This window comes from Rhizorhabdus histidinilytica (assembly GCF_900167915.1).
Taxonomy (GTDB): domain Bacteria; phylum Pseudomonadota; class Alphaproteobacteria; order Sphingomonadales; family Sphingomonadaceae; genus Rhizorhabdus; species Rhizorhabdus histidinilytica.
Genome location: NZ_FUYM01000008.1, coordinates 63,739 through 86,242, shown reverse-complemented (window position 1 = coordinate 86,242; position 22,504 = coordinate 63,739). Strand labels below are relative to the sequence as shown.

Annotated in this window: 16 protein-coding genes and 1 tRNA gene; 7 read left to right on the top strand and 10 right to left on the bottom strand. The window is 68.4% G+C overall.

The window, feature by feature from the left end; genetic code table 11:
- Positions 1-5: 5 nt before the first annotated feature.
- Positions 6-2,222, bottom strand: coding sequence for a TonB-dependent receptor (locus tag B5X82_RS17430; protein WP_176152613.1), 2,217 nt, complete (start codon positions 2,220-2,222; stop codon positions 6-8).
- A 145-nt stretch (positions 2,223-2,367) separates the two neighbouring features.
- On the opposite strand from B5X82_RS17430, the gene B5X82_RS17425 reads away from it, so the two are divergent.
- Positions 2,368-3,408 (top strand): helix-turn-helix domain-containing protein, encoded by a 1,041-nt coding sequence (locus B5X82_RS17425; RefSeq protein ID WP_176152612.1) that lies wholly within the window; start codon positions 2,368-2,370, stop codon positions 3,406-3,408.
- A 58-nt stretch (positions 3,409-3,466) separates the two neighbouring features.
- On the opposite strand, the gene B5X82_RS17420 is transcribed toward B5X82_RS17425, so the two are convergent.
- The 6 genes from B5X82_RS17420 to B5X82_RS17395 form a co-directional block, all read right to left on the bottom strand.
- Positions 3,467-3,542 (bottom strand) — tRNA-Lys (locus B5X82_RS17420).
- Positions 3,543-3,667: 125 nt separating this feature from the next.
- Positions 3,668-4,768 carry a rod shape-determining protein RodA gene (rodA, locus tag B5X82_RS17415; protein ID WP_079649453.1) on the bottom strand — a complete coding sequence of 367 codons (1,101 nt, stop codon included), beginning with the start codon at positions 4,766-4,768 and terminating at the stop codon, positions 3,668-3,670.
- Complete coding sequence (gene mrdA, locus B5X82_RS17410) at positions 4,765-6,753, bottom strand: penicillin-binding protein 2 (protein WP_079649452.1); 1,989 nt, start codon at positions 6,751-6,753, stop codon at positions 4,765-4,767. The genes rodA and mrdA overlap by 4 nt, the downstream gene beginning before the upstream one ends.
- On the bottom strand, positions 6,750-7,214 hold the full coding sequence (gene mreD, locus B5X82_RS17405; protein WP_235862715.1) for a rod shape-determining protein MreD: 465 nt from the start codon (positions 7,212-7,214) through the stop codon (positions 6,750-6,752). The genes mrdA and mreD overlap by 4 nt, the downstream gene beginning before the upstream one ends.
- A 44-nt stretch (positions 7,215-7,258) precedes the next feature.
- Positions 7,259-8,134 carry a rod shape-determining protein MreC gene (mreC, locus tag B5X82_RS17400; RefSeq protein WP_079649450.1) on the bottom strand — a complete coding sequence of 292 codons (876 nt, stop codon included), beginning with the start codon at positions 8,132-8,134 and terminating at the stop codon, positions 7,259-7,261.
- A gap of 16 nt (positions 8,135-8,150) precedes the next feature.
- Positions 8,151-9,191, bottom strand: coding sequence for a rod shape-determining protein (locus B5X82_RS17395; RefSeq protein WP_047167615.1), 1,041 nt, complete (start codon positions 9,189-9,191; stop codon positions 8,151-8,153).
- Between the two features lie 127 nt (positions 9,192-9,318).
- On the opposite strand from B5X82_RS17395, the gene mutL reads away from it, so the two are divergent.
- Positions 9,319-11,103 (top strand): DNA mismatch repair endonuclease MutL, encoded by a 1,785-nt coding sequence (gene mutL / locus B5X82_RS17390; protein ID WP_079649449.1) that lies wholly within the window; start codon positions 9,319-9,321, stop codon positions 11,101-11,103.
- Between the two features lie 4 nt (positions 11,104-11,107).
- On the opposite strand, the gene B5X82_RS17385 is transcribed toward mutL, so the two are convergent.
- The 3 genes from B5X82_RS17385 to B5X82_RS17375 all read right to left on the bottom strand — a co-directional run bounded on the left by B5X82_RS17385 (position 11,108) and on the right by B5X82_RS17375 (position 14,780).
- Positions 11,108-12,466 carry a L,D-transpeptidase scaffold domain-containing protein gene (locus B5X82_RS17385; RefSeq protein ID WP_079649448.1) on the bottom strand — a complete coding sequence of 453 codons (1,359 nt, stop codon included), beginning with the start codon at positions 12,464-12,466 and terminating at the stop codon, positions 11,108-11,110.
- A gap of 17 nt (positions 12,467-12,483) precedes the next feature.
- Positions 12,484-12,744, bottom strand: a complete 261-nt coding sequence (locus tag B5X82_RS17380; protein WP_079649447.1) for a hypothetical protein — start codon at positions 12,742-12,744, stop codon at positions 12,484-12,486.
- A 350-nt stretch (positions 12,745-13,094) separates the two neighbouring features.
- Positions 13,095-14,780 carry a GMC family oxidoreductase gene (locus tag B5X82_RS17375; protein ID WP_079649446.1) on the bottom strand — a complete coding sequence of 562 codons (1,686 nt, stop codon included), beginning with the start codon at positions 14,778-14,780 and terminating at the stop codon, positions 13,095-13,097.
- Positions 14,781-14,950: 170 nt separating this feature from the next.
- Here B5X82_RS17375 and B5X82_RS17370 point away from each other — a divergent pair, with 170 nt between their 5' ends.
- The 5 genes from B5X82_RS17370 to B5X82_RS17350 are packed head-to-tail and all read left to right on the top strand — an operon-like array spanning position 14,951 to position 22,504.
- Positions 14,951-15,751, top strand: a complete 801-nt coding sequence (locus B5X82_RS17370) for an SDR family NAD(P)-dependent oxidoreductase (RefSeq protein ID WP_079649445.1) — start codon at positions 14,951-14,953, stop codon at positions 15,749-15,751.
- Between the two features lie 8 nt (positions 15,752-15,759).
- Positions 15,760-18,096, top strand: coding sequence for an arylsulfatase (locus tag B5X82_RS17365; protein WP_079649444.1), 2,337 nt, complete (start codon positions 15,760-15,762; stop codon positions 18,094-18,096).
- Between the two features lie 3 nt (positions 18,097-18,099).
- Positions 18,100-19,575 (top strand): aldehyde dehydrogenase, encoded by a 1,476-nt coding sequence (locus tag B5X82_RS17360; protein ID WP_079649443.1) that lies wholly within the window; start codon positions 18,100-18,102, stop codon positions 19,573-19,575.
- A complete protein-coding gene (locus B5X82_RS17355) occupies positions 19,572-20,939 on the top strand; it encodes an MFS transporter (RefSeq protein ID WP_079649442.1) in 1,368 nt (455 codons plus the stop codon). The genes B5X82_RS17360 and B5X82_RS17355 overlap by 4 nt, the downstream gene beginning before the upstream one ends.
- On the top strand, positions 20,930-22,504 hold the full coding sequence (locus tag B5X82_RS17350) for an AMP-binding protein (protein WP_079649441.1): 1,575 nt from the start codon (positions 20,930-20,932) through the stop codon (positions 22,502-22,504). The genes B5X82_RS17355 and B5X82_RS17350 overlap by 10 nt, the downstream gene beginning before the upstream one ends.

Here is a 22,504-nt window from a genome sequence, read left to right as displayed (position 1 = left end):
CCGGCTCAGAAGGCCGTCGCCAGCGTCATGCCGACGGTCCGCGGACGGATGTAGTTGACGCCGTAGAAGCTCGTCGCGGTGGGCGCGCGGCTGTTGGTCGAGACGCCGACCACGCCGCGCGCGTCGGTCAGGTTGGTGACATAGAAGGACAGCGTCCATGGCTCCATCCGCAACCCGGCGCGCAGGTCGACCGAGACATAGTCTGGATAGACGATTCGCGGGCTGGTCGGCCGCGACACGAACTCACCCGGTCGCTTGCCGACATAGGTGAGGCCGGCGCCCCAGAAACCGTCCCATCGATCGGTGATGCCGAAATCCTGATCGATGCTGGTGCTGGCGGTGAACTTGCTGCTGAACGGCAGCCGGTCCCCGGCGAAGGCGCGGGCGCTGCCGGCCGGCATGTCGGCCTTGAGCTCCGCCTTGTTGTAGGAGGCGTTGAAACCGATCTCCAGGCCGCCGCCGGGCGCCACGGTCAGGCTGGCCTCGACGCCCTCGCTCTTCGCGCTCGGGCCGTTGGTGAAATAATAATAGCCGGTCGTCGGGCTGGTCAGCGCGAGCTGGATGTTCTTCCAGTCGATATGATAGGCCGACAGGTCGAAGGTCAGGGCGCCGTCGGCGGCGTTGCCCTTCAGGCCGATCTCGTAGTTCGTCGTGGTGTCGGGGCCATATTCGGTGGGAACGCCCGCCGCTGCCGCGTCCGCCGTCGTCAGCGGATTGGGACCGCCGACGCGATAGCCGGTGGCGACACGGGCATAGACCATCGCGTCCTCGGAAATGCGGAAGCGCGGCGTCACATGATAGGTGAACTTGTGGTCGCGCGAGGTCTGGGCGCGCCTATAGTTGCCGCCCAGCCGGCCGACGCCCTCTTCCTCATAATCCTGCTTGTTGCCGCTGTAGCGGCTGCCGGCCTGGATATCGAAACGCTCGCCCAGATGCAGCGTGACCGAGGCGAAGCCGGCCAGCTCGCGGAACTTGGTCGGGAATTCGGTGCGCTGGAGCGAGTTGGCGACGGCGCCGATCGCGTCGAGCGCCTGGATCCGCTGGAGCGCGCTGGTCGTCTCGTGCGTGTAGAAGGCGCCGACCACCCAATCGAGGATATTCTCGCCGCTCGAGGCGAGCCGGACCTCCTGGCTGAACTTCTTCGTCCTGAAATCATTCGCCAGCGCGGCGCCGGGCACGCCGAAGAAGCGATTCGCGAGATCGCCGAAGCGATAGGTCGATTCGATCGACGCGCTATAGTCGCTGATGCCGTAGCCGGTGACCGAGGTGAGATCGACCGATCCGAGGTCATAGCCGATCGTCGCGTAGAACAGCCGCGACTTGATGTCGTAATGGTCAACGCCGGGCAGGCGCGCCTGGCGCAGCGAACCGAGCACGGGCCGGAGCGAGGCGTCGGTATCGACCTCCGACGACCCGTTCGAGGTCACGTTCTGGAGGAGGGCGGACAGCTTGACCGACAGGGGCTCGGCCGGTCGCCACAGCGCCGCGACATGGCCGCCATAGCTTTCGATGCGGTTCACGTTCGATCGGCCGGTCAGCACATTGTCGACATAGCCGCCGTCGCGCCGAAAGAAGCCGCTGGCCCGCAGCGCGAGCTTGTCGGTCAGCGGAATGTTGGCAGCGCCGCGCGCGGAGAAGCCCATCGCACCGCCGCTGACGTCGCTGGCGCCGACCTCCCCCCGCCAGCTCGTCTCGGTCATCGACGGTTCGCGGGTGACGAATTTGAGGAGGCCGCCAATGCTGCTGGCACCGTAGAGCGTTCCCTGCGGGCCGCGCAGCACCTCGATCCGCGCCAGGCTGCCTGGGTCGAGATCGGGCATCAGGCGGGATGCATAGGCGAGCGCGTTGCTGCCGCCGAACGGGACGTCGTCGATGACGATGCCGACCGCCGGGTTCGTCGTCTGGCCGGTGGTGATGCCGCGGATCGCAAGGTTGGTCTGCCCATTGCCCTGGGCGCTGATGTTGAGCCCCGGCACATTCGCGAAATAATCCTGGATACGGGTCTGGTTGCGGTCGAGCAGGCTTTCCGAGGAGATCGCCGAAACCGATAGCGGAACGTCCTGGAGGCGCTCCTCGCGCTTCTGGGCGGTGACGATGATCATGTCCTCGTCGGCGCCGTCGCCGGCGGACGCCGCGCCGGCCGCTGAGACGCCGGATGCGCCGAAAGCCAGCGCCGATGCCGCGGTGGCGATATGGGCGAACCGTCGGAAGCTGTGAGCCATTGTTACCCCCTTCATTAATGCCTACAGCATCTTCCCGTGAAGGCGACCGTGCCGCCCAAGCTGTTTCGGCCGCCAGCTCATCCGGGCATTTTCGGCGGATCACAAGATTGAGGCAGCACGAATGATGGAATCAGCACGAGGAAATATGCGTGCCGATCGATTCCCGGTGGCGACGACGATCACCGCCGACCGCGCCCATATCGATGCCGAGATCGCACATCTCTCCGCGCTTAGCCCCGCGCTATCCGGCGGCATCGACGCTCTGCAGGTCGATCACCGGCCGATTGCCGATGACGATCGCATTCCCAACATCCTCAGGGACGGAACGGAGGAATATCTGGCGCTGCTGCCGGGGATGCTCGTACAGATCGTACAGGGGACGGTGGCCCGCGACTGGCTGATCACCGCGAAGGCCTCCGAGGATTGCGTCCGGCTGCGCATCCCATTCGACGGACAAGCGACCTTCAGCTCGCCGCAGGACGACATCCACGACGGGCAGCGCTTCTGCACCTTCATCGTCCAGTCCGCCGGCACCGGCCTGACGGGCACCTATCGGCGGGGAACGCGCTATCGCTTCTGCTCGCTCGAAATCTCGCGCGACTATCTGGAAGGCGGACTGGGTTTCAGCCTGTCGGACCTGCCGCCGATGCTGAGCCGCCTCTGGCGGAACCGCGAGGTGTCGTTCGGCCATATCCCGCTCGACCGCAGGACGAGGCTCCTGGCCGAACGGCTGTTCAATCTCGATCGGCGCGCGGCCTGGCGTCCGGTGCAGGCGCACATGATCGGGCTGGAGTTGCTGAAGGAACTGTTCGACGCCTGGACCGCGACGGCGCAGGCCGCGACCGGCGTGCAGAGGCTGACGCCCGAAGAGCATGATGTCCTCCTGCGGCTGGGCCGTGAGGTCGAGCGCCGTTGTCCCGCGCCGATCGCGCTGTCGGAGGCCGTGTCGTTCACCGGCATCAACCGCAACAAGCTGCAGTTCATGTTCAAGCGGATGTTCGGCATGTCGCTGCAGCAATATTGCACGGAATTGCGGATGCGGCGCGCGCTCGATCTGCTGAACGACGCAGGGTTGAGCATCGCGGACGTCGCCGAGCGGCTGGGCTTCAGCGAGGCCACCAATTTCACCGCCGCCTTCAAGAAGCATTTCTCGGTGCCGCCATCGGCGATGCGCCAAGGCGGATGACCGCGCCGCCCGGCGACCAGACCGCTTAGGCTTGCTTTCGAGATGAGGGGGAGGGGAATGGTGGACGCACTAGGGCTCGAACCTAGGACCCGCTGATTAAGAGTCAGCTGCTCTACCAACTGAGCTATGCGTCCACTTTCCGGCGGATGGGAGATGGTAGCTCCCGTCGTGGAGGCGCGCCCTTAGCATCGGCTCGCGCGAAATGTAAACCGCTTTGAGGGAAAAAATTTAGCCTTCCCCCAAAAAAGATCGGCGGACGCTATGGGCGCTGGGCCGAACGATCGATCGCCATCAGCATGCCGATGCAGATCAGCACCGTCATCATCGCCGATCCGCCGAAGGAGACGAGGGGCAGGGGGATGCCGACGACGGGCGCCAGGCCCATGACCATGGCCAGGTTGATCGCGACGTAGAAGAAGATCGTCGTCGCCAGCCCGGCCGCCGTCAGCCGCGCGAAACGGCCTTTGGCACGGCCGGCGACGCGCATGCCCCAGCGGATCACCAGGAGGAAGGCGAGGATCAACGCGACTCCGCCGACCAGGCCCCATTCCTCCGCCATGGTCGCGAAGACGAAGTCGGTGTGCCGTTCGGGCAGATAGTCGAGATGGCTCTGGGTGCCGGCGAGGAAGCCCTTGCCGAACAGGCCGCCCGATCCGATCGCGATCTTCGATTGGATGATGTGGTAGCCGGTGCCGAGCGGATCGCTTTCGGGATTGAGGAATATCTCGATCCGGTCGCGCTGGTAATCGTGCATGAACGACAGCGCGATCGGGAAGGCCGCTGCCAGCGCTAGCGCAGCGCCGCCGAACAGGCGCAGCGGCACTCCGGCGAGGAAGGCGACGGTGACGCCGCCGCCGCAGATCATCAGCGCGGTGCCGAGATCGGGCTGGACCAGCACCAGCGCGGCTGGCACGCCGATCAGCAGGGCGGGGGGCCATATCGCGCTGAACCGGCGAATCTCGCCCGCCGGCAGCATGTCGTAGAAGCGCGCCACCGCGAGCACGATCACCGGCTTCATCAGCTCCGAGGGCTGGACCCGGATGAAGCCGAGGTCGAGCCAGCGCCGGCTGCCGCCGCCGACGAAGCCGAACAGTTCGACCAGCAGCAGCAGGAAGACGATGATCCCATAGGTCGGCATCGCCGCCCGCTTCAGCCGCTCCTCGCCTGCCCAGGAGATGAGGATGGCGAGGCCGACGAACATCGCGAAGCGGATGCCCTGCGACATCGCCCAGGGCCGCATGTTGCCGCCTGCCGCCGAATAAAGCACGACCAGGCCGAAGCCACCGATGGTGACGACCAACGCCAGCAGGCGCCAGGGGATGTGGCGCAGCGGGGTCGGGACGATCGAATCGCGGTTCATTCGGGATCTGCCTCCCCGGTGGGCGGCGGGGGCGGCGAGCCCTCGGCGGTCGGGGGCGTGGCGGCCGGCTTGGGATCGTTGCGGTGCGCCCAGATCGCGGCCTTGCGCGCCATGCGCTGCTCGATCGTACCGCCCCAGCCCTGTTCGAGCGTGGCGAGCCGGTCTTCGGCGCGCTTGCGGTCATAGAGATAGGTGATCAGATCACGCGCGATCGGCGCGCCAGCGGCGCCGTGCAGGCCATGCTCGATCACCACCGACACCGCGTAGCGCGGGTCCTGGACCGGCGCGAAGCCGACGAACAGGCCGTGATCGCGATACTTCCACGGCATTCCCTCGGTCCCGGTCAGGCCCGCCCGGCGCATCGCCATGGTGATGCGGCGGACCTGCGCCGTGCCGGTCTTGCCCGCCAGCAGCAGGTCGCCGATGTTGAGCTGACCCGATCGTCCGGTTCCGAACGGGCCGTTGATCACGCCGCTCATCGCCTGACGGACTATGTCGAGATGCTCGGGCGCGATGTCGAGCGGACCGCCCTGCGGCGGGTAGCGCTTGTTGACGATCAGCCGAGGGGCGAGGGCGGTGCCGCTCGCGATCCGCGCGGCCATCACCGCGAGCTGGAGCGGGTTGCTGAGCATGTAGCCCTGGCCGATCGTCGCATTGAGCGTGTCGGCTGTGGTCCATCGCGCACCCTTGTAGCGGCGCGCCTTCCACGCCGTGTCGGGCACGGTGCCGTAGCGCTGTGACGGCATCGGCAGGTCGAATTCCTGACCCATCCCCAGCATCCGGGCGGTTGCCGCGATCCGGTCGATCCCGACCAGTCGCGCCATGGTGTAGAAATAGATGTCGCAGCTCGACGCGATCGCCCGGTGCATGTCGACGCTGCCGTGGCCGCCATGCCGCCAGCAGTGGAAATAGCTGTTGCCGAGCCGGTAGCGGCCCGTGCAAACGACGGTCTGACTGGGATCGACCCCGGCCTCGAGCAGCGCCAGCGCGACCATCGGCTTGACGGTCGACCCCGGCGGGTAGAGTCCCTGCATCACCTTGTTGGTGAGTGGCAGATGGTCGTCGCCCGACAGGAAGTCCCATTCGGCATGGCTGATGCCGTCCGAGAAGCTGTTGGGATCATAAGCGGGCATCGACGCCATGGCGAGGATGCCGCCGGTCTTGGTGTCGATCACCACCGCCGACGCGCTCTCGGGCCCGAGCCGGGCCGCCGCGTAGCGTTGCAGACCCGCATCGATGGTGAGCTGGAGCGCATTGCCGACCACTTCGGGGCGGGTGGTCAGCTCACGCACCACCTTGCCATGGGCCGTGACCTCGCTTCGCTTGGCTCCCGGCTTGCCGCGGAGCCATTTTTCCATCGTTTTCTCAAGACCTTCCTTGCCGATCTTGAAGCCAGGCGTGATCAGCAGCGGGTCACGGCTCTTCTCATAGTCGGCGGCCGAGGCAGGGCCGACATAGCCGACCAGATGCGCGACCGCCGGACCGGCCGGATAATAGCGGCCATAGCCGCTCGACGGAGCGACCCCCGGCAGCGACGGCTGATGGACGCTAACCGCGGCGAAATGCTCGTAGTCGATATTCTCGACCACCGGGACGGGGCGGAAGCCGTGCGCCTCGGCGAGGTCGGAACGGATGCGGTCGAGATCGTCGGCTGTCAGCGCCAGGAGCCGGCTCAGCTGGCCGAGCACGGCATCGACGTTCCTGAGCTGGTTGGGGATGATGTCGACGCGGAAGGTCGTGCGGTTGATCGCGATCGGCTTGCCGGCGCGATCGATGATCCAGCCGCGCCGCGGCGGGACGAGGGTGAGCTGGACCCGGTTGCTCTCCGAAAGAGAGGTGTAGCGTTCGTTCTGCGCGATCGACAGCCACGCCATGCGCCCCGCCAGGACCACGCCGACCCCCGCCTGCGCGGCGCCCAGGACGAAGGCGCGTCGGGTGAAGGTGAAGGCCTGGGTCTGCTCGGTGATGATGCGGTTGCGCTTCATCGCTTGAGCCGCCAATTGTCAAGCGCCGCGGTGATCCGCAGGATCGCCGGGAACAGCAGGATGGCGCCGATCGTCTGGGGAAGGACGGTCAGCACCGAGGTGTGGCTGCCGCCCGGCTGCGACAGCGCCCATGAGCCGATGCCGATCGTGACGATGCCCAGCGAGGCGACCCCCCATTCGATCCAGCTGTCGCGCCATCGCAGCGCCTGGTCGACCCATTCGAGCGAGAGGAAGGCGATGGTCCACAGGATCATCGCGGTGCCAAGATAATGGCCGCTGATCAGATCGTCGGCCAACCCGAGCGGAAGCGCCACCCAGACCGGCCAGATCTCGGGACGCAGCAGCCGCCAGGCAAGCAGCATCATCAGCCCGAAGGGCGGCACGATCGGCTCGGTCGCGACGATGGGCAGCAGCGCCGTCGCCGATCCCGCCAGCGTCGACAGGATGGGAACGATCGTCACGCGGAGCGGCGCGCGCTCCAGGAAAGGATTGCCTTCGGGGGCTATCATGGCTTGGGCTGGGCCGGCGGATCGACCACCGGTGCCTGGAAGATCGGGTAGACCGCCGCGAAATCCGCGCGGCCGGGGTCGGCGAGCGGCCGGGCGATGGCGCGGTCGCCGTTGACCGCGACGACCACGGCGACCGGCACATTGGGTGAATAGACGCCGCCGGTACCGGAGGTGACGGCCAGGTCGCCGCGCCGGAACGGCCGGCCGCCGGCGATCAGCGCGCGGACCTCCATCGTTCCATCGCCCTGGCCGGTGGCCAGCGCTGCCTGGCCGCTGCGGATGATCTTGATCGGGACGGTCGTTTCGCCGTCGGTCAGCAGCAGCACGCGGGAGGCGAAGATGCCGCTCTCGTAGACGCGGCCGACTAGCCCTTCGGGCGAACGCACCGTCATCCCCGGCCGTATGCCTTCGGCGGTTCCCGCCGCGAGCGTCGCGAAGCGCCGCTGGCCGGTCGGGGTCGATCCGATCAGTCGCGCCGAGAGGATCGGGGCGGGAAGGTGCTCGGTCAGCCGGGCGAGCTTCTTGAGCCGGCCGTTTTCGGCGGCGATCGCCTTGGCCGCGATCACGCGCCGCCGTTCGCGCGCCAGTTCCTCCTTGAGCGCGCGATTCTGGTTCGCGGCATCGAAATAGGCGGCGATCCCGTCGCCGAGGTCATGCGCGGCATCGACCCCGACCCGGCCGGCGCCGGTGAAGATCGCCCCGGCATCGACGACGACCCCGCGCAGCGTTCCGAAGGCACGCGGATCGAGCCGCGCGACGAGCAGCAGCGCGGCTCCGATCAGGATTCCGACGATCGCAACGACATAGCCCGCGAACAGGCCATATTGGACCCGGCGGGAGAATCCTCGACGCCTGTGCCGGGGCGCCGCCATCGGCCAGCGGCGCGGATCAGGCCGTCTGGAGCACGCCGCGGAAGACCGAGTCCTCCAGCGCGCGTCCGGTGCCCAGGGCGACGCAGGTCAACGGGTCGTCGGCGATCGAGACCGGCAGCCCGGTGGCTTCGCGCAACACCTCGTCGATACCCTGCAGCAGCGCGCCGCCGCCGGTCAGGACGATGCCTTGATCGACGATGTCCGCCGCCAGCTCGGGTGCGGTGTTCTCCAGAGCGATGCGGACACCCTCGACGATCGCCGAAACCGGCTCGGTCAGCGCCTCGGCGATTTGCGCCTGGGTGATGGTGATCTCCTTCGGCACGCCGTTGACGAGATCGCGGCCCTTGATGTGGATCGTCTCGCCCTTGCCGTCGGCCGGCATCTTGGCGACGCCCACCTCCTGCTTGATCCGTTCGGCGGTGGCCTCACCGATCAGCAGGTTGTGATTGCGGCGGACATAGGAGCTGATCGCCTCGTCCATCTTGTCGCCGCCGACGCGGACCGAGGTGGTGTAGGCGAGGCCGCGCAGCGAGAGGACGGCGACCTCGGTGGTGCCGCCGCCGATGTCGACGACCATAGACCCGATCGGCTCGGTCACCGGCATCCCCGCGCCGATCGCCGCCGCCATCGGCTCCTCGATCAGCCACACCTGGCTCGCGCCGGCGTTGGAAGCGGCGTCGCGGATCGCGCGGCGCTCGACCGAGGTCGAGCCGGACGGCACGCAGATCACGATTTCCGGCCAGCGCATGAAGTTGCGGCGTCCATGCACCTTCTGGATGAAGTGCTTGATCATCTGCTCGGCGACGTCGATGTCGGCGATCACGCCGTCGCGCAACGGGCGGATCGCGTCGATCGACCCGGGCGTCTTGCCCATCATCAGCTTCGCGTCGTCGCCGACCGCGCGCACCCGCTTGACCCCGTTGATCGTCTCGATCGCCACCACCGACGGCTCGTTGAGCACGATCCCGCGCCCGCGCACGTAGACGACGGTGTTCGCGGTGCCGAGGTCGATCGCCATATCGTGCGACATGAACTTGAAGTAACGCTGGAGGAACATGCTCTGGTCCGTTCTCTAGCCCGCCCGGGACGGATTTTGCGTGTCGGTTGCACCACCCGATCGGCGAGGAAAATCCGGCGTCTATCAAGGGATGCGGAACGCCGCCGCTTGGGCTAGGACAATGTCCATGTCAATACGCCGCCTGCCTGAGCATCTGGTGAATCGCATCGCCGCCGGTGAAGTGGTCGAAAGACCGGCCAGCGCGCTCAAGGAGCTGGTCGAGAATTCGATCGACGCAGGAGCGAAAAGGATTTCGGTAAGCCTTTCAGAAGGAGGGCTTTCCTCGATCGACGTCGTCGATGACGGCTGCGGCATGGCGCCCGGGGAGATCGCGCTGGCGCTGGAGCGCCATGCCACTTCGAAACTGCCCGACGACGCGATCGAGGCGGTTACCACGCTCGGCTTCCGGGGGGAGGCGCTGCCCTCGATCGGCAGCGTCGCCGACCTCACCATCGAGAGCCGGGTGCGCGGCGCGGACGGGTGGCACCGCCGGGTGGACCATGGCGATCTGGTGGGGGAGGGGCCGGCAGCGCTGCCGCCCGGCACCCGCATTCGCGTGTCGAACCTGTTCGCCAAGGTGCCCGCACGGCGCAAATTCCTGCGCTCGGCCCGCGCCGAATATGCGGCCTGCGTCGACGTCATCAAGCGGCTCGCCATGGCGCGGCCCGATATCGGTTTCACGCTGGAGCATGAGGGGCGGCGGGTGATCCTGGTCGCGCCCGACGAGCAGCGGGTCGACCGGGTCGCAGCGCTCACCGACCGCGATCTGGCCGACAACAGCGTCGCGGTGGACTTCCGGCGCGAGGCGGTGTCGCTGACCGGCGTCGCCGGGCTGCCGACCTTCAACCGCGGCGTCGCCGACCATCAGTTCCTGTTCGTCAACGGCCGGCCGGTGAAGGACCGGCTGCTGATCGGCGCGGTGCGGGGCGCCTATCAGGACATGCTCGCGCGCGACCGGCATCCGGTGATCGCGCTGTTCGTCGATCTTCCCGGCGACCAGGTCGACGTCAACGTCCATCCCGCCAAGACCGAGGTGCGCTTCCGTGATCCCGGGCTGGTGCGTGGCATGATCGTAGGCGGCCTGCGCGCCGCGCTGGACGAGGCGGGGCATCGCAGCGTCCAGCGGCCGTCGGTCGCGGCGCTCGGCAACTGGCAAGCCGGGGGCCTGCCGCCGCCTTCGGCTGCGGCGCCGGCGATCCCCAACGGCTTCGCCTTCAGCGCCGCCGCCGAGCGAAGCGGGCAGGGCAGCGTCTGGGATCGGGTGGCCGACTTCGCCCCGGCGCCGATGGCGCGGGCGGAGCCGGCCTATAGTCCACCACCGCAGCAAACGAGCTATCCGATGGGCGTCGCGCGCGGCCAGGTCGCCGCCACCTATATCGTCGCCGAGGCCGAGGACGGGCTGGTGATCGTCGACCAGCACGCCGCGCACGAGCGGCTCGTCCTCGAACGGATGCGGCGGGCGATGGCCGATGGCGGTGTCGCGCGGCAGGCGCTGCTGCTGCCCGAGGTCGTCGAGCTCGACGAGGTCGGCTGCGACAGGCTCGAGACGCGGATCGACGAGTTGGCCGAGATGGGGCTCGAGCTCGAACGCTTCGGGCCCAAGGCGATGCTGGTACGGGCGACGCCGGCCTTGCTGGGGCAGGGGGACGTCCATGGCCTGATCGTCGACCTGGCCGACGAGCTCGCGGCCTATGATGAGGCGCTGTCGCTCAAGGAGAAGCTCGACCATGTCGCCGCGACCATGGCCTGCCACGGATCGGTGCGCGCGGGCCGGACGCTGTCGGTCGCCGAGATGAACGCGCTGCTCCGGGAGATGGAGGTGACGCCGCATTCGGGTCAGTGCAACCACGGCCGGCCGACCTGGATCAAGCTCGGCCATGGCGACATAGAGAAGCTGTTCGGACGCAAGTGACCAGTCACTCGTCGCGGCCGTAGACGTCCTTCAGGAAACCGATGCCGCGTTCGGTCGGCGTCGCGGTGATGTAGGTCAGATAGACCGGGATCGGCGTCGGCAGCGCCACGTCGCGCTCGGGCTGCTTGGACGCGGCGGGAAGGGGGCGCCCGAACATCAGACGGTATAGACCCGGCGCATCCTGGAGACGGATGCAGCCATTGCTGAGATGCCGGTCCGGCTTGGACAGCAGGCCCTTGTCGGGCGTGTCGTGGAGATAGATCCCGAGATCGTTGGGGAACATGAACTTGACCCGTCCCATCGCATTGGCGCCGCCCGGAAGCTGGCGCATCCGCACGAGCTTGCGGCCCGCGGCGACCGCCGGCCAGTCGACCTCGTCCGCGGTGAGGCGACGCGGTGAGGCGCTCCAGTCGGACAGCACCTCCATCCGCAGCGAGGCGGGGGTCGCGCCGGCGACGATCTTTGGGGCGAGCTTGCGCTGGATCAGATAATCGGGAACGTTCCAATAGGGGTTGAGGATCGCATAGCGGACCATGCCGGCCAGCATCGGCGTCTCGGTCTCGGGAGCGCCGACGACGACGCGCATCATTGCGCGCTGCTTGCCGCCCTCATAATACCAGAGCCGTGCCGAGGCCGCGTCGACAACGACATGGCGGGTCCATGGGCCGGGCAGCAGCCGGGCGCGATCGAGGTTGAGACGCAGGCGCTCGACGATCTCGCGCGGGCTCCTGCGTTCGATCGCCCGGGCGAGCAGGGCGCGCAGCCGGGCATAATGCGGGCTCATCCAGCCCATCGTCGCCATATAGGTGCCGAGCGACGGCTGCAATGCGGCGCCCCTGAGCGCGGTACGCGCTGCGACGGGGCGCGGCTTGAGCTCGGGATCGAGATATTTGATGCGGACACGGCGTGGCTTGCGGATGTCGGCGACATAGTCAGCGAAGGCCGCCGACAGCGCCAGCTCGGCCTCGGCGATCGCCTGCGGATTGGCCGAGCGTCCCTTGGCGACAAGGGCGCGGAGCCGGTCGATGCGATAGGAGGACGGATCGAGGCCGTCGAGATCGGCGGTCTTGAGCATGGCGATCAGCTTGTCGGCCTCCGGGCCGATGCGACCGCTCGATGCCCAGAGCGGCCAGAAGCCGCGCGTCGCGTAGAAGCTGGCGATCTGCCCGCGACCCTGGTCACGGATGGCGAGCGCGATCCCCCGTTGCTCGGCGCGAGGAGCGGCGACGGGCTTGGCTTTGGCTGCGGTCTTGGAGGCGGCCTTTGAAGCAGCTTTGGACGGGGCGGCTTCGGCGGAGATGGGCGTGCAGGCGAGCCCGGCCAGCAGGAACAGGGCAAGCCGGGGAATGCGGACGTGCCGCATTCCCCTGAAGTGGGCGATCAGCCCCGTTCCCCGCGGCGTGTCGGCGGCGGAGGCGGCGGCGGCGGAGCCGGCGGCAGGTTCGGATGATAGATGCCGTCGGCCGAATAATAGCCGTCGACGATTCCGTCGCCGTCGCGATCAGCCGCGACGCTGCCCGGAACAGCGCCGGGCGGGGGTGGCGGCGGCGCGGCGGTCGCGACCTCCTCGGTCTTGGTGCTGGCGCAGGCGCCGAGCATCAGCGCCGTGGCCATCGACATGGCGATCAATCTTATCTTCATTGGGCAACCTCCCATAGGCTGGCGCCGCGGACTGGCGGGCGACGGTCCAGCCGGACCGCGCGGGCAAGCTGGCTGCCCGCTCGATGGCTGGAAGATGAACGGCAACGCTCGACGGCGGTGACCGGTTGCGCTGGTGCGCCGATCGGCATGCTTGTGTGATCCGGAATACATTCGGGACGGAGCCGAAAGGAAAGGGTGAATTGCAGCCGGCTTCGCGTCAGCGCAGCCGGGCTCGATTCCTTCAAAAGGGGCCCCGATGTCCCGGCGCTTCGGCAAGATACACCGAACGCCGGTCCGATCCCGACGTGCCGCTCCCGCCCGATCGGCGCGGCCTGACCGGTGAACCTCGCCTAGCGCGCGTCGACCAGGATCAGGTCGGCTGCCTTCTCGGCGATCATGACGGTGGCGGCATGGGTGTTGCCCGAGACGATGTTGGGCATCACCGAGGCGTCGACGACGCGCAGCCGTTCGATGCCGTTGACCCGGAGGGTAGGGGAGACCACCGCGTCCGCGCCCGGCCCCATCGCGCAGGTGCAGCTCTGGTGATAGCCGGTCGATCCACTCGCCCGCGCGAAGGCGAGCAGCGCCTCGTCGCTCTGGACCTCCGCCCCGGGGGTCAGTTCATGGTCGAAATAGGGCGCGAGTGCCGGGCTGTGCATGATCCGTCGCGCCCAACGCAGCGAGGCGATCTGCGCACGCCGATCGGCCTCGTCCGCCAGGTAGTTGGGCTTGATCGACGGGTGATCGCGATAGTCGGGCGACGTGATGTGGATCGAGCCGTGCGAGCGCGGGCGCATCACATAGCCGCCGACGGTCATTCCCGGCGCGCGCTCCATCGACATCGTGCCATGCTTGGCGAGCCCTTCGAAATCCACCGTCGCCGGGCTGGCGAAGAACTGGATGTCGGGAAGGTCGAGCGCCGGATCGGACTTGAGGAACGCGGTCAGGTTCGACCCGCCCAGCGCGAGCAGGCCGCTGCGGGTGAACGCGTAGCGGAGGAGTTGCCCCATCAGCCGGACGCCGCGCGACAGCTCGTTGAAGCCGGCCGATCCGGGCTTCATCCGGGCGCGCACCATCGCCGCATAATGATCCTGGAGATTCTCGCCGACGCGGGGCCGATCGACCAGCACGTCGATGCCCAGCGCGCGCAGCCGCTCGCCGTCGCCGATACCCGAGAGTTCGAGCAGCTGGGGCGAATTGATCGCGCCGCCTGACAGGATCACCTCGCGCCGGGCGCGGACCTGCTTGCGGACGCCGCCTTGCACATATTCGACGCCGATCGCCTTCCTGCCCTCGAACAACAGGCGGGTGGCATGGGCGCGGAGCTGCACGGTCAGGTTGGGGCGCTTCATCGCCGGGTGAAGATAGGCGACCGCCGCCGACACGCGCACGCCGTTGCGGGCGTTGAGCCGGACGCGGGCGACGCCCTCGCGCGTGGTGCCGTTGAGATCGGTGCTGACCGGTGCCCCGGCCTCCTCGAAGGCGCGGGTCATCACGTCGAGCATGGCGTGCTTGATCGGCACGTCGCTGACATGGAGCGGACCCGGCTGCGCCTCGCTGATCTGCCCTTCGCCATGCTGGTGCTCGATCCGCCGGAAATAGGGCTCGACATCGTCCCAGGACCAGCCATCGCAGCCGAGTTGCCGCCAGCCCTGATAATCCTCGGGCAGGCCACGCACCCAGAGCATGCCGTTGATCGATGAGGAGCCGCCCAGCACCTTGCCGCGCGGGAAGCTGTGCTGCCGCCCCTCGGTGCCTGGGTCCGGATCGGTCATGTAGTTCCAGTTGACCTTCGGGTCCTTCAGCATCCGGGTGAAGCCGGCGGGCATGTGGATGTTGATGTTCGCGATCGCCTGGGCCGGATCGGAGAGGTTGCGCGTCGGCCGATCGTCGGCGCCGGCTTCGAGGACGACGACCTTGTGGCGGCCGTCGGCGCTGAGCCGGTTGGCGAGGACGCAGCCCGCCGATCCCGCGCCGATGATCACATAGTCGGCCTCGGCGCCGTTCTCGATGCGCCCATCCGCTCCGCCTGCCATCTCTTCTTCTCCCGTGTCGGTCGAGCGATGTGCCGTGCGATCCGGGGCGGGCTCAAGCAGATTGCGCGCGAAGCTGCGGAGATCATCAATATGATGGATGCCGGGCGGCCATCTGTATCTTGGTCGATCGGGCGCTATGTCGATCGGCACATGCTAGGGAAGAGGACGGGATGACGGCGCTTTTTTCGCTGGAAGGGCGGACCGCGATGGTGACGGGCGCGTCGCGCGGGCTGGGGCGCGCCATCGCCCTGGGGCTTGCCGACGCTGGTGCCTCGCTGATCCTGGCGGCGCGCGACGCGGCGAAGCTGGGCGAGGTGGCCGACGAGGTCCGCGCCAGGGGGCGCGATGCCCGGATCGTCACCTTCGACCTTGCCGACATGGCTTCGGTCGAAGCGGCGGCCCGCCGCCTGGTCGACGAAGGCGCGCCGATCGATATCCTCGTCAACAATGGCGGCATCGCCGAATGGGGTCCGCTGCACGGATCGAGCCTCGATCACTGGGAGCGGACCTTCGACGTCAACGTCTCGGCCATCTACCTGCTGTGCCGCGAGCTTTCGAAGCCGATGGCCGAGCGCGGATGGGGGCGGATCATCAACTTCGCCTCTTACGTCGCCGGGACCGGCCGGCCCAATCTGTCGGCCTATGTCGCCAGCAAGCATGCGGTGCTGGGCCTGACCCGCGCCGTCGCCGCCGATCTCGCCCCGCATGGCGTCACCTGCAACGCCATCGCGCCGGGCATCTTCCTGACCGACATGGCCGCGCCCACCGCCGGCCATCCGCAGCGCGCCAAGATCTTCCGCGACGCGATCGCGATCGGGCGGTTCGGCGACCCGGCCGAGATCGTCGGCCCGGTCCAGTTCCTCGCCTCGGAAGCCTCGCGCTACGTGACCGGCCACATGCTGCCGGTCGACGGCGGTATCGCCAACATATTGTCGCTGCCCGTGGTCGTCGAAGGCGGATCGCTGGACTGAGCAAGGCGATGGAGCGCGATCCGAACAAGCTGTCGCGGCGCGAGGCGATCGCCGCCGGCATCACCGGCTCGGCGGCGGTCGGCGCCGGCCTGGCCGCCGCGCCGGCGCAGGCCGGGGAAGCCGCCGGGTTCAAGGGCCGCATCGCACCGGTGATGAGCGCGTCGACCCCGGATATCCGGCAGGAGGCCGTGCCGGCGGCGGGTAGCCCCAACGTTCTGCTGGTCATTCTCGACGATGTCGGTTTCGCCGACCTCGGCTGCTATGGCGGCGAGATCCCGACGCCAAACATCGATCGCCTGGCCGCATCGGGGCTGCGCTACACCAATTTCCGCACCACCGGCGTCTGTTCGGCGACCCGCGCCAGCGTGATGACCGGCCTCAACCCGCACAGCGCCGGGATCGGTTGGCTGACCTTCTCCGATTCAGGCTATCCCGGCTATCGCGGCGACCTGGCCGAAAATGCCGCGACCATGGCCGAGCGGTTCAGCGACGCCGGATACTGCGCCTATCATGTCGGCAAATGGCATGTGAACCTGGCCGACACCACCAACGCCGCCGGCCCGACCCGCAACTGGCCCAGCCAGCGCGGCTATGCGCGGAGCTACTGGTTCCAGGGCCATTCGACCGACTATTTCGCGCCCGCCCAGCTCTATGCCGGCAACGAGCGGATCACCCCGCCGGTCGACGGCTATTATGCGACCGACGATTTCACCGACAGGGCACTGGCCTTCCTGCGCGATCATCGCGCGCAGCGGGGCGACCGGCCCTTCCTGATGACGCTGGCGCATCCCGGCGCCCATTCGCCGCTCCAGGCGCGGCGCGAGGACATCGCGCGCTTCAAGGGCGCCTATGACGCGGGCTGGGACGTGCTGCGCGCCGCGCGGCTCGATCGCCAGAAGGCGATGGGGTTGGTCCCGGCCAACGCAGCCCTGCCGCCCGCCAATCCCGGCGTGCCGCGCTGGGACACGCTCGACCCGGCCCAGCGCCGGGTGCAGGCGCGCTACATGGAGGTCTATGCGGCGATGATCGCGCGGATCGACGAGGGGGTAGGGCGCATCCTCGACGCGCTCGAAGCCTTGGGCGATCGCGACAATACGATCATCGCGCTGATGTCCGACAATGGCGGGTCGCCCGACGGGCGCGGCGGCACGCCGAACCTGCTGGCGATGGTCAATGGCGGCGTCACCCCGGCCGAGACGGCGGAGCGGATCGACGCGATCGGCGGGCCGGACAGCTATCCGATGTATTCGCTGGGCTGGGCATCGGTGTCGAACACGCCGTTCCGGCTCTACAAGCACGACACCCATCTCGGCGGGGTCGCCGATCCGCTGATCCTGAGCTGGCCTCGGACGATCCCGGCGCGGGGCGAGCTGCGCGGCCAGTTCCTGCACGCGGTCGACTTGCTGCCGACCCTGCTCGACGCGGCGGGTATCCCCGCCCGATCCGATCGTCCCGGCGCGAAGCCGATCGAGGGCCGCTCGGCCCGATCGAGCTTCGCCGACCGCGACGCACCCGATCCGCGCGACCGCCAGTATTTCGAGATGGGCGGGCTCCGGGCGATGCGGCTCGGCCGGTGGCGGATCGTGTCCAAGGGGCGGTTCGGTCTGCCCGGTGACGCATGGGAGCTGTACGACACCGCGACCGATCCCAACGAGACCCGCGACCTCGCCGCCGAGCGGCCCGACATCGTCGAGCGGCTCGACCGCGCCTGGACGAAGGAGGCGCAGGCGCACCAGGTCTTCCCGATCGACGATCGCTCGCTGCTCGAGCGATCCTTCGCCGAACTGTTCCGGGGTGGCGGCAAGGATCGCTGGTCGATCATCCCGCCGATCGACCTGATCCCCGAGGAATCCTCGCCCAAGCTGCTCGGCCGCGATTTCGAGATCGAGCTGACGCTGGCCGATGCCGGCCGGCAAGGCGTACTGTTCGCGCATGGCAACCAGTTCCTCGGCGCCGTCGCCTTCGTCCGCGAGGGGCGGGTCTGGTTCGAGTTCCGCTGCGATCCCCATCTGATCGCGCTCGACGCGCCCTGGCCTTCGACGGTGCGCAATGTGCGCTTCGTCCAGCGGCTGTCGGCGCGCCCGCGCGTCGGGCGGCTGTCGATCGTCATCGACGGACGCGAGGCGGCGGCGCTCGACAGCGACCGGCTGCTGCTCGGCACGCCGATGCAGGGTCTTCAGATCGGCCGCAACGAGTCGGTGCGCGCCAGCCCGCGCTACGCCGCGCCCTTCGCCTTCGATGGGCGGATCGAGCGGGTCGAGATCCGGACCGACAACAAACCCTATGACGCCGGCGAGATCGCCGCCGCGAGCCGCGCCTATGCCGCGCCAGCCAGGAAGGACTAGCCGATGACCGACACGCTGCTGAACCTCTCCAACCCCGAGAAGCTCTTCATCGGCGGCGACTGGGCCGCTTCGTCCGACGACGGCGGGATCGAGATCGTCTCGCCCTCGACCGAGGAGGTCGTCGGCCGGGTCGGCAAGGCGAGCAAGGCGGACATGGACCGCGTCGTCGCGGTCGCGCGCCACGCCTTCGATCATGGCCCCTGGCCGCGCACGACCGGCGCGGAGCGCGCGGTGGTGCTGCGCCGGATCGCCGGGGAGATGGGCAAGCGCGCCGACGATTTCGCGCGCGCCTGGTCGCTGCAGGTCGGCATGCCTTATGCGCAGTCGTCGATGACCGCGCCCTATATGGCCGCCTATCTCACCTATTTCGCGGACCTGGCCGAAAAGGGGTTCGAGGAGGTGCGTCAGCCGATGATGGGCGGCCACTGCATCGTCGTCCACGAGCCGGTCGGCGTCGTCGCGGCGGTGGTGCCGTGGAACGCGCCGCTGGCGACGCTGCTGCTCAAGGTCGCCCCGGCGCTGGCGGCGGGCTGCGCCGTCATCGCCAAGCCCTCGCCCGAGACCCCGCTGGAGGCGCTGATCCTCGCCGAGTGCATCGCCGCCGCCGGGGTGCCCGAGGGGGTCTTCTCGGTGGTCACCGCCGACCGCGAGGTTTCCGATCATCTGATCCGCAACCCCGGCATCGACAAGGTCAGCTTCACCGGCTCGACCGCCGCCGGGTTGCACATCGCATCGGTCTGCGGCAGCCGCATGGCCCGCGTCACCACCGAACTGGGCGGCAAGTCCGCCGCGATCCTGCTCGACGATGCGAAGATCGCGACCGTGGTTGCCGGGATCATGCCCAACCTGGTCGGCCTGTGCGGCCAGCAATGCGCCGCGTTCAGCCGCATCCTCGTCCCCGCCGCGCGCAAGGCCGAGATTGTGGAGGCGATGGCCGCCGCGATGCAGGCGGTGACGGTCGGCGATCCGTTCGACCAGGCGACTCAGATGGGTCCGCTCGTCACCCGCAACCAGCATGGCCGGGTGTTCGGCTATATCGAGAAGGGCAAGGCCGAGGGCGCCCGCCTCGTCACCGGGGGCGGCCGGCCGGCGCATCTGCCGAAGGGCTGGTTCGTCGAGCCGACCCTGTTCGCCGACGCGAGCAACGACATGGCGATCGCGCGCGAGGAGATTTTCGGGCCGGTCGGCACGATCATCGCCTATGACGACGAGGAGCAGGCGATCGCGATCGCCAACGACAGCAATTACGGCCTTTCGGGCGGCGTCTTCACCGAAAGCCCCGACCGCGCCTATGCCGTCGCGCGGCGTATCCGCACCGGCAATTTCGGGCATAATGGGCGGGTGATCGACTTCACCATGCCCTATGGCGGCTTCAAGCAGTCGGGGATCGGCCGCGAAGGCGGGGTCGAGGGGTTGCACGCGTTCACCGAGATCAAGGCGGTATTCATGCCCGAACTTCCGACGCATCTGCGGTCATGAGCGCCGCGCCCGCGCCGGCACAGGCGCACGACGACTGGCCCGACAATTACCGCGCCCCCGCCGCATGGTGGGCGGTGGCAGTGACGATGATCTTCCAGATCGTGTCGATGATAGACCGGCAGGTCGTGTCGGTGCTGATCCCGGAGATGCGCGCCGACCTCGGCCTCAACGACTTCCAGATCAGCATGGTGCAGGGCATGGCCTTCGCGCTGTTCTACGGCGCGATGGGGCTGATCATCGGCGCGCTGGTCGATCGCCATTCGCGGCAGAAGATCATGTTCACCGGCATCGTGCTCTGGTCGATCGCGGCGGCGGCCACCGGTTTCGCACGCAACTATGTGCAGCTGTTCGTCGCCCGGCTGTTCGTTGGCTTCGGCGAAGGGGCGATCTCGCCCGCGGCGCAGTCGCTGCTGTCGGGCATCTTCCCGCGCGGCAAGCTGGCGACGCCGATGTCCTGCTTCACCGCCGCCGGCGTGATCGGCATCTCGCTCTCCTATGCGCTCGGCGGCCTCCTGCTCGATCGTTTCACAGTCGCCCCGCTCGGCGGCGTGCTGGAGGGGATGGCGCCGTGGCGGCAGGTGCTGGTGGTGACCGGCGCGCCGGGCGTCGCGGTCGCGCTGCTCGCCTTCACGCTGCGTGAGCCGAAGCGCGCCGGAACGCCGCCTCCCCAGCGGCACGAGGCGAGCTGGGGCAGTTTCTTCGGCTATATCCGCGCCAATGCACGGCTCATGCTCGGCGTCATCCTGGGCAGCGCGCTGGTTGCGATGATGACCCAGGCGGCGATGTCCTGGACCCCGACCTATGCCCGGCGCGTGCTGGGCGTCAGCGCCGGTGAGGTCGGCACGATCATGTCGCTGGCCGTGGGACTGGGTGGGGTGATCGGCGGGATCGCACTGGGCCTGGTCATCGACCACTGGTTCCGGCGTGGCGTGCACGACATCGCGTTGCGGTTGCTGGCGATCGCGGCGCTGACGGTGCCGCCGCTGATCGCGCTCTGCTTCCTGGCCGACGACGCGACCATCCTGTTCGGTGGCATCACCCTGATGATGCTGACGATGGGTGCGATCTTCGGCCCGACGCTGGCGGCGGTGCAGATGATCGCGCCGCCGGCGATGCGCGGCCGCTTCGGCGCGCTCGTCGTGCTGGCTTCCAACCTGTTCGGCTTCGCCTTCGGTCCGATGCTGGTCGGGGCGATCACCGACTACGGCTTCGGCGATCCCAACAAGATCGGCGTCAGCGTCGCGATCGTTCTGGTCCTGGTCTGCCCCTTCGCGGCCTGGCTGATCTGGAACGCGCGGGGCGATTTCGTCCGCCGGCTCGCCGCGGTTCCGGCCCATTCCCCTTCGAACGAGGTATGCTCGTGAGCATCACGATACCCGCGCTTCTGCGCGACGCCGCCGCCCGCTACAGGGATCGCGCGGCGCTGCATTCCGCCACCGATGGCCCGACCAGCTATCGCGAGCTCGACCGGCGCGCCGACGAGGTCGCCAAGGCGATGATCGCCGACGGCGCCAGGCCCGGCGACCGGGCGGGAATCTGGGCTCCCAATATGTGGGAATGGGTGGTGGCGACGGTCGGCATCCAGCGCGCCGGCGGGACGATGGTCCCGCTCAACACCCGGCTCAAGGGCGGCGAGGTCGCCGATATCGTCCGGCGCGGCAGCATCGCCCGCCTGTTCGTGATCGGCGATTTCCTCGGCCGCCATTATCCCGAGATGCTGCGCAGCGAGGCGATGCCGGACCTGCGCCGCACCATCGTGCTGCGCGGCATCCCCGACAAGCTGGCGGCGGGCGAGGAAAGCTGGGACGATTTCATCGCGCGCGGTCGATCGACCAGCGACGCGGCCCTTGCCGAGCGCGAGGCGGGCGTGACGCCCGACAGCATCGCCGACATCATGTTCACCTCGGGCACCACGGGTGCGCCCAAGGGGGCTATCTTCGATCATCGCCGCTCGCTGGGCGGCGGCCGTGCCTGGGCAAACATCTCGCGCCAGACCGCCGACGATCGCTACTGCGTCTTCGGCCCCTTCTCGCACAACGCCTCCTACAAGGCGGGCTGGGTGGCCGGGCTGATGACCGGGAGCACCGTCTACTGGCCTGAGGCCTATGACGCGGTGTCGATCCTCGACCTCATCGCGGGCAATCGCATCTCCGTGATGCCGGCGCCGCCCACCGTGTTCCAGGAGATGCTCGCGCATCCCAACTGGCGCGACTGGGACATCTCCAGCTACCGCTTCCTGTCGACCGGAGCCACTGTCGTCCCGATCGAGCTGATGAAGCGGCTACAGGCCGAAACGACGATCGCGGAGATCACCACCGGCTACGGCATGACCGAATGCGCCGGTTCGGCCACCCATACCCGGCCCGGCGATCCGGTCGAGCGGGTCGCCTACACCGTCGGCACTGCGATCGAGGGAACCGAGATCAAGCTGGTCGGCCCCGACGGCCGCCCGGTTCCGACCGGCGAGCCGGGCGAGGTGCTGATCCGCGACGACAAGCTGCTGATCGAATATCTCGACAATCCGGAGGCGACCCGCGCGACGCTCGACGCCGAGGGCTGGCTCCATTCGGGCGATGTCGGCACGCTTGATGCGGAGGGCTATCTGAAGCTCACCGACCGGTTGAAGGACATGTATATCGTCGGTGGCTTCAACGTCTATCCGGCGGAGATCGAGAAGCAGATGTCGGGCCTGCCCGGTATCCACCAGTCGGCGATCATCGGCGTGCCCGATCAGCGCCTGGGCGAAGTGGGGCACGCCTTCATCGTCCGCTCGGCCGGCTCAACCATCACCGCCGAGGAAGTGATAGGCTGGAGCAAGGCGAACCTCGCCAACTACAAGGTTCCGCGCGGCGTCACCTTCGTCGATGCGTTGCCGATGAACGCCACCGGCAAGGTGATCAAGTTCGCGCTGCGCGAGATGGTGAAGTAG

What these genes read in the sequence shown, in the direction of transcription:
- B5X82_RS17430 (WP_176152613.1), bottom strand. Translation starts at nt 2,222, where the DNA reads ATGGCTCACAGCTTCCGACGGTTCGCCCATATCGCCACCGCGGCATCG.
- B5X82_RS17425 (WP_176152612.1), top strand. Translation starts at nt 2,368, where the DNA reads ATGCGTGCCGATCGATTCCCGGTGGCGACGACGATCACCGCCGACCGC.
- rodA (WP_079649453.1), bottom strand. Translation starts at nt 4,768, where the DNA reads ATGAACCGCGATTCGATCGTCCCGACCCCGCTGCGCCACATCCCCTGG.
- mrdA (WP_079649452.1), bottom strand. Translation starts at nt 6,753, where the DNA reads ATGAAGCGCAACCGCATCATCACCGAGCAGACCCAGGCCTTCACCTTC.
- mreC (WP_079649450.1), bottom strand. Translation starts at nt 8,134, where the DNA reads ATGGCGGCGCCCCGGCACAGGCGTCGAGGATTCTCCCGCCGGGTCCAA.
- B5X82_RS17395 (WP_047167615.1), bottom strand. Translation starts at nt 9,191, where the DNA reads ATGTTCCTCCAGCGTTACTTCAAGTTCATGTCGCACGATATGGCGATC.
- mutL (WP_079649449.1), top strand. Translation starts at nt 9,319, where the DNA reads ATGTCAATACGCCGCCTGCCTGAGCATCTGGTGAATCGCATCGCCGCC.
- B5X82_RS17385 (WP_079649448.1), bottom strand. Translation starts at nt 12,466, where the DNA reads ATGCGGCACGTCCGCATTCCCCGGCTTGCCCTGTTCCTGCTGGCCGGG.
- B5X82_RS17380 (WP_079649447.1), bottom strand. Translation starts at nt 12,744, where the DNA reads ATGAAGATAAGATTGATCGCCATGTCGATGGCCACGGCGCTGATGCTC.
- B5X82_RS17375 (WP_079649446.1), bottom strand. Translation starts at nt 14,780, where the DNA reads ATGGCAGGCGGAGCGGATGGGCGCATCGAGAACGGCGCCGAGGCCGAC.
- B5X82_RS17370 (WP_079649445.1), top strand. Translation starts at nt 14,951, where the DNA reads ATGACGGCGCTTTTTTCGCTGGAAGGGCGGACCGCGATGGTGACGGGC.
- B5X82_RS17365 (WP_079649444.1), top strand. Translation starts at nt 15,760, where the DNA reads ATGGAGCGCGATCCGAACAAGCTGTCGCGGCGCGAGGCGATCGCCGCC.
- B5X82_RS17360 (WP_079649443.1), top strand. Translation starts at nt 18,100, where the DNA reads ATGACCGACACGCTGCTGAACCTCTCCAACCCCGAGAAGCTCTTCATC.
- B5X82_RS17355 (WP_079649442.1), top strand. Translation starts at nt 19,572, where the DNA reads ATGAGCGCCGCGCCCGCGCCGGCACAGGCGCACGACGACTGGCCCGAC.
- B5X82_RS17350 (WP_079649441.1), top strand. Translation starts at nt 20,930, where the DNA reads ATGCTCGTGAGCATCACGATACCCGCGCTTCTGCGCGACGCCGCCGCC.